This is a genomic window from Nocardia sp. TBRC8007, assembly GCF_056629435.1.
The window spans coordinates 352,211-369,709 of the sequence record NZ_JBWSOR010000001.1; the positions used below are offsets into that span (position 1 = coordinate 352,211).

Annotated in this window: 14 protein-coding genes and 1 other RNA gene; 8 read left to right on the plus strand and 7 right to left on the minus strand. The window is 64.0% G+C overall.

Annotation, left to right across the window (positions count from 1 at the left end):
• Positions 1-12: 12 nt before the first annotated feature.
• Complete coding sequence (locus tag ACX4ZE_RS01505; protein WP_480271417.1) at positions 13-900, minus strand: alpha/beta hydrolase; 888 nt, start codon at positions 898-900, stop codon at positions 13-15.
• A gap of 36 nt (positions 901-936) precedes the next feature.
• Here ACX4ZE_RS01505 and rnpB point away from each other — a divergent pair.
• Positions 937-1,351: RNase P RNA component class A (gene rnpB, locus ACX4ZE_RS01510), an RNA gene on the plus strand.
• Positions 1,352-1,446: 95 nt separating this feature from the next.
• On the opposite strand, the gene ACX4ZE_RS01515 is transcribed toward rnpB, so the two are convergent.
• Positions 1,447-1,827, minus strand: coding sequence for a hypothetical protein (locus ACX4ZE_RS01515; protein WP_480271418.1), 381 nt, complete (start codon positions 1,825-1,827; stop codon positions 1,447-1,449).
• A gap of 486 nt (positions 1,828-2,313) precedes the next feature.
• On the opposite strand from ACX4ZE_RS01515, the gene ACX4ZE_RS01520 reads away from it, so the two are divergent.
• The gene (locus tag ACX4ZE_RS01520) at positions 2,314-2,628 is read left to right on the plus strand and encodes a hypothetical protein (protein ID WP_480271419.1); all 315 of its coding nucleotides are present in this window, start codon (positions 2,314-2,316) and stop codon (positions 2,626-2,628) included.
• 15 nt (positions 2,629-2,643) lie between these two features.
• Positions 2,644-4,104 carry an RNB domain-containing ribonuclease gene (locus ACX4ZE_RS01525; RefSeq protein WP_480271420.1) on the plus strand — a complete coding sequence of 487 codons (1,461 nt, stop codon included), beginning with the start codon at positions 2,644-2,646 and terminating at the stop codon, positions 4,102-4,104.
• Between the two features lie 133 nt (positions 4,105-4,237).
• Here ACX4ZE_RS01525 and ACX4ZE_RS01530 read toward each other — a convergent pair whose 3' ends face one another.
• From ACX4ZE_RS01530 to panB, 4 genes are all read right to left on the minus strand, one after another.
• Positions 4,238-5,107, minus strand: a complete 870-nt coding sequence (locus ACX4ZE_RS01530) for a CHAD domain-containing protein (RefSeq protein ID WP_480271421.1) — start codon at positions 5,105-5,107, stop codon at positions 4,238-4,240.
• 5 nt (positions 5,108-5,112) lie between these two features.
• Positions 5,113-6,075 carry a prolyl aminopeptidase gene (gene pip, locus ACX4ZE_RS01535; RefSeq protein ID WP_480271422.1) on the minus strand — a complete coding sequence of 321 codons (963 nt, stop codon included), beginning with the start codon at positions 6,073-6,075 and terminating at the stop codon, positions 5,113-5,115.
• A gap of 15 nt (positions 6,076-6,090) precedes the next feature.
• The gene (locus tag ACX4ZE_RS01540; RefSeq protein ID WP_480271423.1) at positions 6,091-6,555 is read right to left on the minus strand and encodes a hypothetical protein; all 465 of its coding nucleotides are present in this window, start codon (positions 6,553-6,555) and stop codon (positions 6,091-6,093) included.
• A gap of 206 nt (positions 6,556-6,761) precedes the next feature.
• Complete coding sequence (gene panB / locus ACX4ZE_RS01545; protein ID WP_480271641.1) at positions 6,762-7,619, minus strand: 3-methyl-2-oxobutanoate hydroxymethyltransferase; 858 nt, start codon at positions 7,617-7,619, stop codon at positions 6,762-6,764.
• An 815-nt stretch (positions 7,620-8,434) separates the two neighbouring features.
• Between panB and ACX4ZE_RS01550 the strand changes: the two genes are divergently transcribed.
• From ACX4ZE_RS01550 to ACX4ZE_RS01570, 5 genes are all read left to right on the plus strand, one after another.
• Positions 8,435-9,937: an alpha/beta hydrolase gene (locus tag ACX4ZE_RS01550; protein WP_480271642.1), complete on the plus strand. Its 1,503-nt coding sequence runs from the start codon at positions 8,435-8,437 to the stop codon at positions 9,935-9,937.
• A gap of 166 nt (positions 9,938-10,103) precedes the next feature.
• A complete protein-coding gene (glnA, locus tag ACX4ZE_RS01555) occupies positions 10,104-11,444 on the plus strand; it encodes a type I glutamate--ammonia ligase (RefSeq protein WP_480271424.1) in 1,341 nt (446 codons plus the stop codon).
• Between the two features lie 57 nt (positions 11,445-11,501).
• On the plus strand, positions 11,502-14,513 hold the full coding sequence (locus ACX4ZE_RS01560; RefSeq protein WP_480271425.1) for a bifunctional [glutamine synthetase] adenylyltransferase/[glutamine synthetase]-adenylyl-L-tyrosine phosphorylase: 3,012 nt from the start codon (positions 11,502-11,504) through the stop codon (positions 14,511-14,513).
• Between the two features lie 165 nt (positions 14,514-14,678).
• Entirely contained in the window at positions 14,679-16,223 is a 1,545-nt protein-coding gene (locus tag ACX4ZE_RS01565; protein ID WP_480271426.1) for an alanine/glycine:cation symporter family protein, read from the plus strand.
• A gap of 134 nt (positions 16,224-16,357) precedes the next feature.
• Positions 16,358-16,576, plus strand: coding sequence for a hypothetical protein (locus ACX4ZE_RS01570; RefSeq protein ID WP_480271427.1), 219 nt, complete (start codon positions 16,358-16,360; stop codon positions 16,574-16,576).
• Positions 16,577-17,153: 577 nt separating this feature from the next.
• Here the strand turns inward: ACX4ZE_RS01570 and ACX4ZE_RS01575 are convergent.
• On the minus strand, positions 17,154-17,468 hold the full coding sequence (locus ACX4ZE_RS01575) for a cupin domain-containing protein (RefSeq protein ID WP_480271428.1): 315 nt from the start codon (positions 17,466-17,468) through the stop codon (positions 17,154-17,156).
• Positions 17,469-17,499: the final 31 nt, after the last annotated feature.

A 17,499-nucleotide genomic window follows, 5' to 3' on the forward strand; every position in this document is an offset into this window, starting at 1 on the left:
GGCCGCAGCCGGTCAGGGGCGCAGGATCGACACCAGGAACTCGGTCTGGTCGTGCACGGCCTTTTCGAAGGTTTCATCGAAGTAGATATCGAGATGCCCTACCGGATAGCGCTTCACGATCGCGTGCTTGGTGCGCTCGGCGGCGCGCAGCGACGATTTCACCGGGGTGATGGAGTCGTTGTCGCACAGTGCGTACAGTACGGGCATCTTCAGTGCCTTCGCGCGCCGGCCGGGCGCGTCGAGCAGTATGGACAGTGCCACGCGCGCAGCCACTTTCGGCTGGTAAGTTTCGCTCTCCTCGGCCAGTCTGCGATAGCCGTTCGGCACGTCGGACCCGCTCATCAACGCGGCAGCGTGCTTGGGGCCGGCCAGCCGAATGCCGATGGGCCTGCGCAGGATCGGTCCGAGCAGCAGATCGGTGGCCGCGTAGACGATGACCTTGGTCAGGCTGATCGGTCCCTTCGCCAATGTGGAGGCAGTGCCGCTGGTGAACGGCCCCTGCGCCACCACAGCCGCGATGTAGGCATCGTCCGGTGCTACCGCCAGCACATGTCCACCACCGAACGAGGTACCCCACAATGCGATTCGGGTCGCATCGATACCTCGTAGTGTGCGCGCATACGCGATGGCGGCATGCCAGTCCTCGCGTTGGCGAGCAATGTTCAGCAACTGGCGTGGTGTGCCCTGACTGGTGCCGAAATGCCGGTAGTCGAATGCCAGGACCGCCATCCCCGTGGCGGCGAATCGCCGCGCGTATCGGTCCAGACCCATTTCCCGATTGGCCCCGAGACCGTGTCCCATCACCACGAGCGGGCGGGGTTTCGGTGCGCCGTCCGGGCGATAGAGCCACGCCGCGCACTGTTCGCTTCCGGATGGGAAGCTGACCTCGACACGTTCCATGATCAGTAACCGTACCCAGTATCATATTCTCGCGGACGAGTTGGTCGGGCGGCCGCGGCGCCGGGAACGGGCACGAGTGTGCCGCTGCCCGACATCGAGGAAAGTCCGGACTCCACAGAGCAGGGCGGTTGCTAACGGCAACCCGGGGTGACCCGCGGGAAAGTGCCACAGAGAACAGACTGCCCACAGCTCTTCGGGGCTGTGCGGTGAGGGTGAAACGGTGCGGTAAGAGCGCACCAGCGTTCCGGGTGACCGGGACGGCTCGGTAAACCCCGCCCGGAGCAAGGTCGAAGGTCGCACCGTCCGCGGTGCGGCTGCGCGGGTGTTCGAGGGCTGCTCGCCCGAGCCCGCGGGTGGACTGCTCGAGGTACCCGGCAACGGTGTGCCCAGATGGATGGTCGCCACCCGGTGTCACCGGGGACAGGATCCGGCTTATAGACCAACTCGTCCGCCCGCTACCGAGATCGCACGTCGGAGCCCGTGTATCGGCGCACATGCCGGTGTGGCATCCGTACGATCGAGCGATCCTGGCGAGGTGTGTTTCGCTCAACACATCAGCGCGGCCATCTGATAGATGGCGCGGGCTTCCTCCTGACTTGGTCGGGTGGTGCCGTTCGCTCGTTCGACGATGTTATGGACCGCTTCGTCTTCGGTGCCGCCCGCCGCGAGGTCTGCGCAGGTCCCGGTCAGGATGCCTCCGATCTGCGCGTCGTTCTCGCCTGCGGAGAGATGCGGGAATGCGCTGCGGAAACTCACGATGAAGGCACCGGTCAGCGCCCGATCGACCTGAGTGGGGGCAGCCGATGCCGTCGCTACGGTGGTAGCGGTTTTCGAGGCGGCTTTGTCGGTTTCGTCGCTTCCGCAACCAGTGAGCAAAAGTGCGAAAAGGGTGGTGCTTGCCGCGAACACGGCGGTAGTTCTTGTCACGCAGCGGGATGCTATCCCCTCGCGTTCGCCGACGCCTCCTGGTCGGAGCGCAGCCTCTCGGCCAGCTTGCGGCTTCTTGGCCGGAGTACAGGAGGCGACGAGCAGCGGGGAAACGATCGTACGGTCAGGTCGGGTTGATCATGAAGACCCGTGCCCAATACGCCGCCTGATCCGGGCCGAGTAGCGGCAATAGGTAGTCGAACAATATTGCTGACATCTGTGAGGTTCTCCATTGTCGATGTGCAAAACACTTCCGAAAGTGCGCGGGCGAGCATCGCCCGCCATGGCGGGTCACGTTAGCAGTGTGGGCATGGGTTGTGTTGCCACGTGTGAATGTCGCCTCCCGGTGCGCGCGGAACTGGCCTTGATCGTGATCAACGTCATAAAGTAGATGCCGTTGGTCAGGGTCGGCGCCGGGCAGCGCCGGGTCTTTCGTACTTCGATTGCGGGAAGCAGGTCTCAACACATATGCGAGTAGTTCGTTCAATGGTTGCCGGCGCATTGGTCGCGGGCGCCGCTTCGATTTTTGCGGTGCTGGGTGCCGGGTCTGCCGGCGCGGTGGCGGTGAGCCCGTTGCCGGGTGGAATTCAGGTCGATCTCAGCCCCGCCGACACGATGTGGGTGCACCAGAACAACATCGGCTCGGCTATCGCCGGGTTGCCGCATCCGTCCGCTGCTTCGTTCGGTCAGGCACTGGGCGCGGCGGCACAGGTATCGTCCTCTGTCCCCGGCGGTCGGGTCACCTTCACCGTTTTCGGACCGTTAGATCAGCTGAACGGCACCATGCTGGCATTGCGGTAGGACCGGCGTCGCAGCGTGGAACCGCCTCGGCGGATCGTCTCGGCGCCAGTTGATTTCGGTGCTATTCGATCTGAATTCGGCTTGGCCTCGGCGTACCCTGCCGAGGCCAGCGCGGAGGCCTGCGACGTGGTCGACGCTTTCGCGGGCGACCGGGTCGATCGCACGGACATCCCATTCGTGACGATCGACCCGTCCGGGGCCATGGACCTGGACCAAGCCCTGCATCTCGTACGTACCCCCACCGGTTTTCTCGTGCATTACGCCATCGCCGATGTGGGCGCGGTGATCGCTCCCGATGGCGCGCTCGCTACGGAGTCCGGAATGCGGGGGCAAACATTTTATTTTCCCGACGGCATCGTGCCCTTGCATCCGCCGTCGTTATCGGAAGGGGCGGCAAGTCTGCTGCCCGAGCGCACGCGCCCGGCCGCACTGTGGACCATCGAGCTCGATGCGCAGGCTGAACTGCAGCGGTTCTCGGTGGTCCGGGCTTGGGTTCGTTCCCGAGTCCGGCTCGATTACACCGGCGTGCAGACAGATGCCGAGCGTGGCAGGTTGCATCCCGCGATCGCGGCTCTGCCGGAGTTCGGTCGCCGACGTATCGAAGCGGGGCTGGCACGCGGTGCGATCGGCCTGCGGCTGCCGGTGCGGCGCGTGGTGCGCGACGAGACAGCCGAGGGGTATTGGCGGCTGGTGGCGCAACCGCGCACCTCCGCTGCGGAGTGGAACGAGCAGGTCTCACTGCTGACCGGTATGTGTGCGGCACGGATCATGATGGACGGGGACGTGCCCGCCGAGCGGCGGCTCGCGTTGCTGCGCACCATGCCGCCACCCGCCGGATCCGCGATCGATTCGATGCGTCGTACCGCGCATACCCTGGGCGTGGTCTGGCCAGTAGAGGAAGCGGTGGGACAGATACTGGCGCGACTGAATCCCGACAGCCCCGCGGCGTTGATACTGCTGTCCGAGGCGACAACTCTGGTACGTGGTGCGTCCTATACCGTGGTCGACGGCGCGACAAGCGAGTCGCAGGCACCGGAAACTCTGCGGCACAGTGCCATCAGCGCGCTGTACGCGCATGTCACCGCGCCACTGCGGCGACTATCGGATCGTTTCGTGACCGAGATCTGTCTGGCCAGGTGCGCGGGTGCCGAGGTGCCGCGCTGGGTGCGCGAAGGGCTGCACAGCGTGGCCGACACCATGCGGCGCAGTGATAGCGTGGCGAGTAAGGTCGACCGCGCCTGTATCGACCTGACCGAGTCGGCTTTGCTGGCGCATCAGGTGGGCACGGAGTTCGACGCCGTTGTGATACGTGAGGCCAATGCCAACCGGGTCGCCACGATTTTCATCGCCGACCCGCCAGTGTCGGGGCCCTGTACAGGCAATCCACCGGGGGGAGCGGCGGTGCGGGTACGGTTGTCTTCGGCAGACCCGAGGGAGCGGAAAGTGCGCTTTGCCTACCTCTCCTGCCTCTCCTGATGATATGAGTCGGATAGGCTATGCCATCACAAGCCGGCCATCACAAGCCGGCCATCATATAGAGCCTTCCCGCAATGCTGGGCGGCCTGGAATGAGTCGCGGCAGGCGCGGCAGTGAGACGAACCACGGGGAATTATGCGAACAGAGCCGCGGCGGTAGCCGGGTAGCGGCTCAGCTCGCGACTCGCCGCGGCGACCTCGACAGCCGCGAGAGTCTCGTAGAGTGCGGTGTGTTCGCCAGCCGAGGCGGCATCGGCCGCCCTGCGAAGAATCGTCTCATGCGACTCCACCGCATCCCGGTGATCGCCTAGCACCGTCTGCAGTCTTTTTGCTCGTTTACCGAGGTCAGCAGCGAGATCGCCGATCGAGGGCTCCGCCGATTCGCACGAATAGCGCAACCTTTTGGCGCTTTTGCGAATATCGTGCAACAGCTCGATGCGTTCGGTAGCGGCGACCGAGTGTTCGGCGCGCACAAGAAATTTCACCCGGTCGAGATCATGGCGCAGTACCGAGTCGAAGAAGTCCACCGCTTGTGTCGCGGCGCGGGAATGACGTAGCGGCGGGTCGGTGCGCCACTCGGCCAGTCCCGCGCACAGCGCGCGATAACGCGCGCTGTGTAATGCGTGCAGGACTTCGCTATGAGCCGCGCGATAACGATCCCGCTCGGCATTCGTCAGACGCGTGGTGGCGGCGTCGAGGTCGGCGGGCGCAGTGTGCGCGGTGTGCTCGGCCAGCAGGGTGACGAACCGGTCGGCGCGCACCTCCGCATCGCGTGCCTCCCCGAGCAGACCGGCCAACCACTTGAGCTCGGTGCTCACAGCGGCGGCCGGTTTCCTGACCAAGAGCCCGCGGTAGGACCGCAATATACTGCGTAGCCTGCGGGTAGCTACCCGCATCTGATGCACGGAGTCCGGTGCGTCGGCGCGTACCTCGGGCTCAGTGGCCAGGAGCCGGTCGATGTCCTCCCGGAGAGCGGTACCGAGGGCTCTTCCTGCTGTGGGCACAGTGCTCACCCCAGCTTCGCGAATCGGTCGGTCGCTTCGACCAAATGGTGGATGATGCCTGGCTCGGTTGCCGCGTGCCCGGCATCGTCGACGATGTGCAGCACCGAACCGGGCCAAGCTCGGTGTAGCTCCCACGCGCTGACCGCCGGGCAGACGATGTCATGACGGCCTTGCACGATCACGGCCGGAATATGTGCGATGGTATCGATATCACGCAACAGTTGGCCTTCGGCGAGGAATCCGCCATGGCGGAAATAGTGGTTCTCAATCCTGGCGAAAGCCAGCGCGAACCGGGAATCGGCCATTTCCCGCACCCGATCTGGTTGCGGTAGCAGAGAACTCGTTGCACCTTCCCACACAGACCAAGCGATCCCGGCAGTGCGGGCGACCTGTTCATCGGAGGAATGCAGCAGCCGGTGATAGACCTCGACGAGATCTTGGTCGCGTTCGTTCTCGGGGATCGGTGCGAGGAACTTCGCCCACTCGTCCGGGTAGAGGTATCCCGCTGCGCCGTTGTAATACCAGTCGATTTCCTTGCGGCGTAACAGGAAGATGCCGCGCAGTACCAACTCGGTTACCCGTTCGGGATGTCGTTGCGCGTAGGCCAGCGCGAGCGTGGAACCCCACGACCCGCCGAACACCTGCCACCGCTCGATGTCGAGATGTGCGCGCAAGGTCTCGATATCGGCGATCAGGTGCTGGGTGGTGTTGTGAGCCAAGTCCGCGTCATCGGACAAGTGCGGGATGGAGCGGCCACAACCACGCTGGTCGAACAGCACGATCCGGTAGGCGACCGGATCGAAGAACTGCCTATGACGCGGTATGGTGGCGCCGCCTGGTCCGCCGTGCAGGAAGACCACCGGTTTGCCCTCTGGGTTACCGCTGACTTCCCAATACATCGACTGGCTGTCGCCGACCGCCAGCATGCCGGAGTCGTGTGGTTCGATCTCTGGATAGGGTGTGCGCATCCGGTCTTTACCCCCTCAGAATGCGAGCCCGGAGGCCAGGTCGGGGAGTTCCAGCGCGTCCAGTGCCTGTCGTCGCACGTCAGGGCAGCTCTTGCTGGTGATGCGGTCGATGACTGGTTTGTCGGCCAGTACCGTGGCATTGATGGCGCCGTTGACCAGCGCCCACTCGTGCACGAGCGCGTTGAGGCCGATCTTGCCCAACGTCGGTCCCTGCACCCGCCAATTGGACAGTTCAGGTCGTATCATGCCGCACAGCCTGGCCGCTGCCGCGTCGGAGACCTCCGGGGTAGTCGGCGTGCTGTTGCCGGAACTCGTACTCGGTGCCGTGGTGGTCGATTCTGTGGTCGTCGGTGCGGTAGAGCTCGTGCTGCCGCTGGGGGCGGGGACAGCCGATTCCGGGCCGCACGCGGTCGAAACCACGGCAGTGAGAACGCTCGCCACCAGCAGGGTGCTGCGGGAAATCCAACGGCTGCTCGGCATCGGTACCTCTGGTCGTGTCGGTATTGTCGGTATCGAGTCTGCCATTGATCGCGCGCGGTGGCTGGTAATGCTTGTTTCGGTCCCGCCTGCGGGTGAGCTGTTCCGTGTGGGAGGGGCCGTGCGGTGGACGACCGACCGGGCAGTGCGGTTGGTGCGCACTGCCCGGTCGGTCAGCTCATCCGCTCTCCTCGGGTGGAAAGTGTCGTTCAGAAACTGTGTTCGGGCCCTGGAAAGATTCCGCGACGCACTTCTTCGGCATAAGTGGTTGCCGCAGAGCGTAATTCGTCGCCGAGCTTGCCGAAGCGTTTGACGAATCTCGCTGTCTTTCCGCTGGTGTAGCCGGCCATGTCCTGCCAGACCAGCACTTGGGCGTCGGTATCGGCGCCCGCTCCGATACCGACGGTGGGAATGGTCAGCTTGCGGGTGACCTGCCCGGCCAGCTCGGCCGGAACCATCTCCATGACCACGGCGAACGCGCCCGCTTCCTGAACCGCGATGGCATCGGCGATCAACTGCTCGGCGCCGTCCCCTCGACCCTGTACGCGGAAACCGCCCAGGGTGTTCACGCTTTGCGGGGTGAAGCCGATATGCGCCAGCACTGGAATGCCTGCCGCGGTGATCCCCGCGATCTGTTCGGCGACGCGCTCGCCACCTTCTAGTTTCACCGCATGCGCCCCGCCCTCCTTCATGAAACGGGTCGCGGTGGCCAGCGCCTGCTGCGGTGTGGATTCGTAGGTGCCGAACGGCAGGTCCGCCACGACCAACGCGTGCGCAGCGCCACGGACCACGCCGCGGACCAGTGGAATGAGTTCCTCGACGGTGATCGGCACGGTGGTGTCGTAGCCGTATACGACGTTGGCCGCCGAGTCGCCGACCAGCAGCACCGGGATGCCGGCCTCGTCGAACAGCCGGGCCGAGGAGTAATCGTAGGCGGTCAGCATCGCCCAACGTTCACCAGCGGCCTTCATCTGCTGCAGGTGGTGCACTCGGATCTTGCGCACAGTCTTCTTGGACTCGGCGGGTGCGGCACCGTAGGCAGGGGTTTCCGAATCTGATGTGGACATCATCGTCCTTTCATGTGTCGCCTCGAGGCCCGTGCGGGTCCCCGGGTTGGTATCACCAGGTTCAGTTTGCCACTGACACATCTCACGTTTAAGACTTGTCCACAATGTAGTTGGTCACACATGGTGTAGTCGGTCACAGCGGTGACCGCCGGGTGCGGCCGCGCCGGAGCGAGTTCTTCCGCCGGGGAACCGAGTTGCCGAACCAGCTGTGTGGTCTGGATATGATGCGATCATCGCTATCCGCGCGGAGATGTCCACGTGGATAGCGGTCGCATCCAGGCCATATCACAGGCTTCGGTGAATTGTGACGACTGATTCGGCGGGATCGCACATGGCAATACCGTGCATATCGAATTCGGAGTCTGGTTCCGGTGAGTTTCTGGTAGATTCTCACCGGTCGGAGGGAATTCTGCGAAGTACTCGTTCTGTATTTCTGAGTCGAATATTCGATTGTGGCCGTTGTTCTGGTCGATATATTCTGTTTTGGTCGCGATATTCCAAGGTGTCGCGTATGTGCTGAATGATGCTGACCCAGTTGTCCGATACGTTATCGCCACCATGGTGGCGACAGCATTCGGTCTGCTGGCTCGGTATGGGGGGCGTGCCGTAAAACCCCTCTGCGCATAGAGACCGGGCAGGTAGGCGCTCGGTATGTCGATTCAGGTGTACACCGGGGTCGGCCGGTCGCGCGGTCGGCTCTCGGCGCCGGTGGTTCGATGAGCGGACAAGAACACGTCGGCTGTGACCTCGCCGGGAGATCGCGGGCTGCCCGAAGCGATGTCGGCTTTGTCCGATGGCAGTATCGAGGCATGTCAATGGTGCGGAGTCGGCGCAATCTGGTCGTGCTGTCGATACTGACAGTGTTCGCTGCGGGGTGTACCGCGATCCGAGCTGAATCGAGCCAGTTGATGCCCCCACCGCCGGCTGGGTTGGAGAGGTTCTACGAACAGACTGTGCATTGGGGTGACTGCACCGGATTCGGCGGGCCGGGCGGCCGTCTTCCACCAATCGCGGAGTGCGCGCGGATCACGGTCCCTGTGGACTACGCGGCGCCGAATGGGGCGACCGCGCAGATCGCGATATCCCGGATCAAGGCGACGGGACAACGGATCGGTTCGCTGCTCATGAACCCGGGCGGACCAGGGATGTCCGGTCTGAGTTTGGTGGGGCTGGGCAGCGACACGCCGTTGGCCGAGCGCTTCGACCGGGTCGGCTTCGATCCGCGCGGCATCGGCTCCTCTATCCCCGCGATTGTCTGCCAGACCACGCAGGAGCGGAAAGCCGAGCGCGCTGAGCCGCCGGAAGACTATTCCCCCGAAGGGATCGCGGAAGCGGAGGCGGACAATCGCCGATACGCCGCGCGTTGTGCCGAGCGGGTCGGCGAGGACTTTCTCGCCCATGTCGGCACGCGTGAGGTGGTGCGGGATCTCGATGTCATGCGTGCCGCGTTGGGTGACGCCGCGCTCACTTATCTCGGCTATTCCTACGGCACCAAGATCGGCTCGGCGTACGCGGAGAAGTTCCCGGACCGCGTGCGTGCGCTGGTACTGGATGGTGCCGTCGATTCCGCGCAGGACCCGATGCAGGAATCATTGCGGCAGGCGGCCGGCTTCCAGCAGGCATTCGATGCTTATGCCGCGTACTGTGCTCGACAACTGGACTGTCCCCTCGGCGTCGATCCGGCGCACGCGGTGCGACGGTTCCGTGAGCTGGTGGACCCGCTGTGGGACAACCCAGTGCCGACCACTGATCCGCGCGGGCTGAGCTACAGCGACGCGATCACCGGCGTGAGCCAGGCGCTCTACACCGACGAACTGTGGAGGCGACTCACGCTCGGTCTGTCCGAGTTGCGTGAAGGCCGCGGCGACACTTTGCTGGAACTGGCCGATAGGTACTACGACAACACGGGTGACGCGTTCAACGCTATTCGGTGTGTGGATGATCCGCGCATCACCGACCGTGCCGTCATGGGGCGGCTGGATGCCGAATACCGCGAAGCGGCGCCCTTTCTGGACGATGGTCGTGGCACGGGGGCGGCGCCATTGGAGCTGTGCGCCGTCTGGCCGGTGCCGAACACCAGCCGACCACATCGCCTCTCGGTGCCAGGGCTGCCGAAGACGGTAGTGGTGTCCACGACCGAGGATCCGGCGACGCCGTACCAGGCCGGCGTCGATCTGGCCGGCCAATTGGACGCCGCGCTCATCACGTATCGGGGTAGCAGGCACACGGTGGTACTGACGGGCGAGCCTTGCGTGGACGACGCGGTCATCGCCTATCTGATCGACCTCACCGAACCCGCGCTAGGGCTTACCTGTTGATCCCTTCGTTCGGAGTGGTCGCCGAGCGGTTGACGCCGTGCGGTCGGGACAGGAAGAACCCGAATCAGGGCGATCAGGCGGTGCGGAGTTCGCCGGAGAAACTTGCTCAGCAATCTTAAGCGTGTATGTAACACGGATTTAACTCCGGGTGCTTACGCTCGCGGACATGGATCGCCAGAAGGAATTCGTGCTGCGGACGCTCGAAGAGCGGGACATCCGCTTCGTGCGGCTCTGGTTCACCGATGTCTTGGGCTACCTGAAATCCGTCGCGATCGCTCCCGCGGAGCTGGAAGGAGCGTTCGAGGAGGGCATCGGCTTCGACGGTTCGGCCATCGAAGGCTTCGCCCGGGTCTCGGAGGCCGATATGGTCGCCCGGCCGGATCCATCGACCTTCCAGGTGTTGCCGTGGGCCAGCAGCAAAGGACACCAGCATTCCGCGCGCATGTTCTGCGATATCGCCATGCCCGACGGGTCACCGTCCTGGGCCGATCCGCGTCATGTGTTGCGCCGTCAGCTCAACAAGGCCGGGGACGTGGGCTTCAGTTGCTACGTGCATCCCGAGATCGAATTCTTTCTGCTGAAGAATGGCTCGCAGGACATCTACTCGCCGGTGCCTGCCGATACCGGCGGGTTCTTCGATCAAGCCGTGCACGATTCGGCACCGAATTTCCGCCGCCATGCTATCGATGCGCTGGAATCCATGGGTATCTCAGTGGAGTTCAGTCATCATGAAGGAGCTCCCGGTCAGCAGGAGATCGACCTGCGCTATGCCGACGCGTTGTCCATGGCCGACAATGTGATGACTTTCCGCTACCTGATCAAGGAAGTCGCTATCGACGAGGGGGTGCGCGCGACATTCATGCCCAAGCCCTTCGCCCAGTATCCAGGCTCGGCCATGCACACGCATATGAGCCTGTTCGAGGGGGAGACGAACGCCTTCCACGATCCGGACGACCCGATCAACCTCTCGGCGACGGCGCGGGCGTTCATCGCCGGCATTCTCGAGCACGCATCGGAGGTCAGCGCGGTCACCAATCAATGGGTGAACTCCTACAAACGGCTCATTCATGGCGGTGAGGCACCCACCGCGTCCTCCTGGGGCAGATCCAATCGCTCCGCTCTGGTACGGGTGCCGATGTATACACCGAACAAGTCGTCTTCGCGCCGGGTCGAGATCCGCAGCCCGGATTCCGCGTGCAACCCCTACCTCTCCTTCGCCGTGCTGCTCGCGGCCGGTTTGCGAGGGATAGAGAAGGGCTACACACTCCCCCCGGAGGCGGAGGACGATGTGTGGTCGCTGACCGCCGCGGAACGGCGCGCGATGGGCTTCCGTGAACTGCCGGGCTCGCTGGATGAGGCGTTGCAGGCGATGGAGCGCTCCGAGCTGGTCGCGGAGACTCTGGGCGAGCATGTATTCGACTTCTTCCTGAGAAACAAACGCAGGGAGTGGGCGGAATACCGTAGTCAGGTCACGCGGTTCGAAATCCAGGAATATCTGGGGTTGTAATCAGAGGAGTGCTGGACAGCGGTATACGCGCGGTATCGGCCATGTAATTTGAGAGGTATGGTTCGGTCACCGTATGCCCGCTCTGCGGTTCCAGGGGTGGGCCGGCTCGGACTGCTCGAGCCGACCGCCGCCGCGTCGCTACGCGAGTTGGGCTGGGACAATGTCGAGAGTATCCCGGTGCTGTGGGCACTGTCGCGCGCGCCGGACGCCGACCTCGCATTACACACGCTCATGCGGCTGCGTGCGGAAATCGGAACCGGCTGGGCGGCTCTCGACTCGGCGATCCGCGAGGATGTGCCCTTGCGCGGCAGGCTGTTCGGGTTGCTCGGCGCGTCCAGCGCCTTGGGGGATCATCTCGTCGCCACACCATCGGCCTGGGAGATATTGCGTCGCAAGGACTTACCTGAACGAGACGAACTCGTCACCGACCTGCTCGCTGTGGTCGAAGCGGAGCCTGAGCAGGGTCCCTGCGCGGCGCCGATGCTGTTTCGTGCCGGAAACGCGGACTCTGACGCGGTGGCGCTGCTGCGCACGCGGTACCGCGATCGGCTGATGTTGCTGGCCGCGCTGGATTTGGCTGCCACCGTGGAGAACGAGCCGGTGTTGCCGTATCAGATGGTCAGCAGGCACCTCACCGATCTGGCCGACGCCGCTCTGACCGCGGCCTTGGCCGTCGCGGTCGCGCGGGTGTGCAAGGACGGGCCGGTGTCGGTACGACTCGGCGTGATCGCGATGGGCAAAAGTGGCGCATGTGAGCTGAACTATGTCAGCGACGTCGATGTGGTATTCGTCGCCGAACCCGCCGATGCCATCGCGACTCGACTGGCAGCCGAGATGATGAGTGTGGCGAGCCAGGCGTTTTTCGAGGTCGATGCCGCACTACGGCCGGAGGGCAAGGCCGGCGCCCTGGTACGTACCTTGGACTCACACATCGCGTACTACAAGCGGTGGGCACGCACTTGGGAATTTCAGGCGCTGCTGAAGAATCGGCCCGCGACCGGCGATCTCGCCCTCGGTGGGCAGTATCGCACCGCGCTGATGCCGATGGTGTGGTCAGCGGCGGAGCGTCCCGATTTCGTTCCGGACGTCCAGGCGATGCGTAGGCGGGTGGAGGACTTGGTGCCCGTCGATTTGCGCGAACGCGAACTCAAACTCGGACAGGGCAGTTTGCGCGATGTCGAATTCGCGGTACAGCTCTTGCAATTGGTGCACGGGCGGGTGGACGAGGCTTTACACGTGGCGAGCACTGTCGAAGCGCTGACCGCGCTGGCGGCGGGCGGATATGTCGGACGCGACGACGCGGCGAATCTCACTGCCTCGTATGAGTTCCTGCGCTTGCTGGAACATCGGCTGCAATTGCAGCGTCTGCGTCGTACCCACACCCTGCCCGCTGCTGACGACGAGGAGGGGATGCGTTGGCTGGCTCGTGCCGCGCATATTCGCCCGGATGGCAGACAGGACGCGGTGGGGGTGCTGGTCAGTGAGATTCGCCGGAATGCCCTGCGGGTGCGGCGCTTGCATGTCAAACTGTTCTACCGGCCGTTGCTGGAATCGGTGGCGCGCCTGGACTCCGATGCGCTGCGCCTGAGCCCGGCGGCGGCCATCCGGCAATTGGCCGCCCTGGGCTATGTGGCGCCGGAACACGCACTCGGACATCTGAAAGCGCTGACCAGCGGGGTGTCACGCAGAGGCCGCATCCAAGCCCTGCTGCTGCCGACCCTGCTCGAATGGCTGGGTGAGACACCGAATCCCGATGCGGGGCTGCTGGCCTATCGCAGGGTGTCGGAGGGACTCGCCGACCAAATCTGGTTTCTGCGCGTGCTGCGCGACGAGGGTGCCGTCGCACAGCGGCTCATGATCGCGCTCGGCTCCTCGGAATATCTGCCCGACCTGTTGATCAACGCGCCGGAGACGATTCGGATGTACGCCGATGGGCCCAGCGGTCCGTTGCTGCTCGGATCGCGGCCGGAAGAAGTCGCGCGCGGCATCCTCACCGCCGCCGCTCGCTACGAGGATTCGAAGCGTGCCGTGGCCGCGGCCCGCTCGCTGCGCAGACACGAACTGGCTCGGGTGGCCTCGGCCGACTTGCTCGATATGCTCGACGTGCCGCACGTGTGCCTGGCGTTGTCCTCGGTGTGGGTAGCGGTGTTGGAGGCGTCACTGCGTGCGGTGATCCGGGCCACCGAAGCCGAGCGGGGTGCGTCGGCGCCCGCTGATATCGCGGTCATCGGTATGGGCAGGCTCGGCGGGATGGAGCTCGGGTACGGCTCGGATGCCGATGTGCTGTTCGTCTGTGACCCGCGACCAGGCGCGGACGAGTCCGAGGCGGTCAAATGGGCGATCGGGGTAGCCGACCGGGTGCAGCGTCTACTCGGGGCACCGAGTACCGATCCGCCGCTGCATGTGGATGCCGGCTTGCGCCCGGAAGGACGCAACGGTGCCCTGGTGCGCACGTTGGCCGCCTATTCTGCGTACTATCAGCAGTGGGCCCAGCCCTGGGAGGTGCAGGCACTGTTGCGCGCCCACCAGGTGGCGGGGGATCAGGAACTCGGGGTGCGTTTCCTGCACATCATCGATAGGGTGCGATACCCGAAGGGAGGGGTATCGGCCGAGGCGGTGCGTGAGATCCGACGGATCAAGGCCAGGGTGGACGCGGAGCGACTACCGCGTGGCGCCGATCCGGCCACGCACACCAAACTGGGGCGCGGTGGCCTGGCCGACATCGAGTGGACGGTTCAGTTGATGCAGCTGCGGCATGCCCATGAGGTGCCCGCGCTGCACAATACTTCTACGTTGCAGTCCTTGGATGTGATCGAGCGGACCGGATTGTTGGACGCGGTCGATGTGGCGTTGCTGCGCGACGCGTGGCTCACCGCGACCAAGGCGCGCAACGCGCTGGTCCTGGTTCGAGGTAAGCCGAGCGATCAGCTTCCCGGTCCGGGGCGTCTTCTCTCGGCTGTCGCTCGGGTGGCCGGATGGCCGAACGACGACGGAAGCGAATTCCTCGACCACTACATGCGTGTAACACGACGAGCCAAAGCCGTGGTAGAGCGGGTATTCGGTGCCTGAGTCGGTGCTCGCGTCGTTTATCCGGCCCGGCGACGTCCTGGTGGCGCTCCGCGCCGGGGAGCGCCGTTGTCACGGGTCGATAACAGTCGAGCTGATTTCTTGTGCGATCATCTCGCTCGATTGGGACTATCCCCCGACGTCGTTACCTCGATAGGAGTTTGTGTCTTGGATGAGTTTCTTGACACGGTGAATGGTTATATCTGGAGCGATGCGCTGATCTATCTGTGTTTGGCGGCCGGTGTGTATTTTTCGGTCCGCTCCAGATTTCTCCAGGTACGGCATGTTCGGGAGATGGTCCGGTTGATGCTGCACGGGGAGAAATCCTCGTCGGGGGTGTCGTCGTTCCAGGCGCTGGCCATGTCGTTGTCCGGCCGAGTCGGTACCGGAAATATCGCAGGCGTCGCCACCGCCATCGCTTTCGGCGGTCCAGGGGCACTGTTCTGGATGTGGGCTGTCGCCTTCCTGGGCGCCTCGACCTCGTTCGTCGAGTGCACCCTCGGCCAGATCTACAAAACGCGTGATCGCATCACCGGCGAGTACCGTGGCGGGCCCGCGTACTACTTCAGCAAGGTGATGGCGCATACCCGTGCCGCTCCGCTGTTCCGAGTCTATGGATTCGTATTCGCGGCGGTGACTGTGCTCGCTTGTGGTTTGCTGATGCCCAGTGTGCAGTCCAATTCGATGGCTGTCGCGATGAATCAAGCCTGGGGCGTTTCGGAATGGGTCGTCGCTGTCGGTGCGGTCATCCTGCTGGCCTTCGTGATCATCGGCGGTGTCAAGCGCATCGCGGCGTTCGCGTCGATCGTGGTGCCGTTCATGGCGGTCATCTACATCGCGCTGGCGCTGATCATCGTGTTCGTCAACGCCGAGGAACTCCCCGGCATCGTGCGTCTGATCTTCGCCAGTGCTTTCGGCGCGGACTCGGTGTTCGGCGCGATCATCGGCTCGGCGGTTATGTGGGGTGTCAAGCGCGGGGTCTACTCGAACGAGGCAGGGCAGGGGACCGGGCCGCATGCGGCCGCGGCCGCAGAGGTCTCCCATCCGGCCAAGCAGGGGTTGGTGCAAGCTTTCGCGGTCTACGTCGATACTCTGTTCATCTGCACCGCGACCGGATTTCTCATCTTGTCCACCGGCGCCTACCGGGTGTTCGAAGCAGAGTCCGCGACCGGCGCCGTGCTGGCCGACGGCGGTGCGTTGCCCGCGGACACCGGGGTAGGGCCGACCTTCGTCCAGGTCGGTTTCGACACGCTGTGGAACGGTGCTGGATCGACCTTCATCGCCGTTTCGCTCGCTTTCTTCTGTCTGACCACAATCATCGCGTATTACTACATGGCCGAGACGAACTTGCGGTTCCTGCTCGGCAAGTACGCGCCGATTCCGGTTCCGATCATTCGCGGCACGATCGGGTCGAACTTCACGATTGTGCTGCAGGCGTTGATCCTGATCTCGGTGGCGGTGGGCGCGGTGTCGGCCACGACCGACGCATGGACACTCGGCGATATCGGCGTGGGATTGATGGCCTGGCTCAACATCGTCGGCATCATCATCGTGCAACAGCCTGCTTACAAGGCGTTGCGCGACTACGAGCGGCAGAAGAAGTCGGGACTGGACCCGGTATTCGATCCGCTGGCCGTGGGTATCGTCGGTGCTACGTTCTGGGAGACATATCGCTCGACCAAAGACAAGGACCGGGCACAGAGTACGGTGTAGCCGACCGAGGGGCGGATCGGTGGTGGCGTGAGGATCAGCGCCACCCCGACCCCCGCTGGGCGATGTATCGATATTCGTCCGCGATTCGCATTCGTGACAGGAAACCTTTTCGGGCTTCGCCTATTCTCGGCCGCATGCGTCAGTGGGTAGACCGTATTCTACTCGGGGTGGGGTGGTGCGCTGTAGCGGTGGGCGCTGTCGGAGTCGCGCTGTATTTCGGAGCCTGGCAGCGGCGTGGGCTGATGTCGCTCGCGTCCAAGGCGTCGTATTTGATGATCGGCGCGGTGGTCGATGTGGTGCTGGTGTGGGCTGCGCGGAGGTGGCGTAGTTCAGCCGTCGCTGGGGTTCGGTGATCGGCATCGACCACATTCTGCTGGCCGATGCTACTGCGGAAGACCTGTATTCCCTTACTGTTCCCGGCTCTGATCACCGGGCACTCGCTTCCTGAGTTCGCTTTCACCAACGGCGATCCGGACAGCCCCGCGTCCGACACCATGAACTTCCAGCCGTCAGCCAGGTGTTGCGGATCGTGACGTTGTCGACGCGGGGCGTCGACAACGTCACCGGGTGTGCGCAGCCTCGATCAGTTCGTAGGCCATCGCAAGCCCGTCTGCCCGCGGGCCGATCCCCTCGGTGACTTCGGTCCGCAAACGCACTGTGGCAGAAGTAGGTTTTGATCATTACTCTGAACAATAGTTACAGAATGCATACGCAGCCTGAACTGCTCAGCCCTACGAACCAACCGAATGGGCAATCTTCTTCACTTCGGTATGGGATGGAAGTACCGCATCCGCGCTAACCGGCGAGCAACCATACCAGCAGGCCGAACCCCCACAGTGCTTTTCCCACAGTGGAATCCCAGCCCAAGCCGCTGACGCCAATGCCTCGGCGCTACGTGGGGCGTATCGGCAACCCTTACCCGGAACCGATTCAGGAGAAACTGCAGCCAGGGTTGGGTGCGCTCACAGCCAGCGGGCTGCCCGCCGGGTTGAGGTAGACCACCAACAGCACTACTGGCGTAGACCCGAGGTTGCGGCCGATGTGGACGTTATTCGGCCCGACTTTCTCGGCGAGGGCCGCGCCGGACTTATAGACGCCGTCGACCGAACAATCCGCCGCGTTGTGGGTGAGTGTGCCCTGCTGCACAATGGCGAACAATTGACCGTCGTGGTAGTGCCAGCCGGTGCTTCCACCGGGCTGGATGGTGATCCTCTTGGTGATTTCATCGGTGGTCCTATCGCCCACGTGGAAATTCGTTTTACTCAAAGTTGTGGCC

Coding starts and splice junctions, on each gene's coding strand:
- ACX4ZE_RS01505 (WP_480271417.1), bottom strand. CDS start 900: ATGGAACGTGTCGAGGTCAGCTTCCCATCCGGAAGCGAACAGTGCGCG.
- ACX4ZE_RS01520 (WP_480271419.1), top strand. CDS start 2,314: ATGGTTGCCGGCGCATTGGTCGCGGGCGCCGCTTCGATTTTTGCGGTG.
- pip (WP_480271422.1), bottom strand. CDS start 6,075: ATGCGCACACCCTATCCAGAGATCGAACCACACGACTCCGGCATGCTG.
- ACX4ZE_RS01540 (WP_480271423.1), bottom strand. CDS start 6,555: ATGCCGAGCAGCCGTTGGATTTCCCGCAGCACCCTGCTGGTGGCGAGC.
- panB (WP_480271641.1), bottom strand. CDS start 7,619: ATGTCCACATCAGATTCGGAAACCCCTGCCTACGGTGCCGCACCCGCC.
- ACX4ZE_RS01550 (WP_480271642.1), top strand. CDS start 8,435: ATGGTGCGGAGTCGGCGCAATCTGGTCGTGCTGTCGATACTGACAGTG.
- glnA (WP_480271424.1), top strand. CDS start 10,104: ATGGATCGCCAGAAGGAATTCGTGCTGCGGACGCTCGAAGAGCGGGAC.
- ACX4ZE_RS01560 (WP_480271425.1), top strand. CDS start 11,502: ATGGTTCGGTCACCGTATGCCCGCTCTGCGGTTCCAGGGGTGGGCCGG.
- ACX4ZE_RS01570 (WP_480271427.1), top strand. CDS start 16,358: ATGCGTCAGTGGGTAGACCGTATTCTACTCGGGGTGGGGTGGTGCGCT.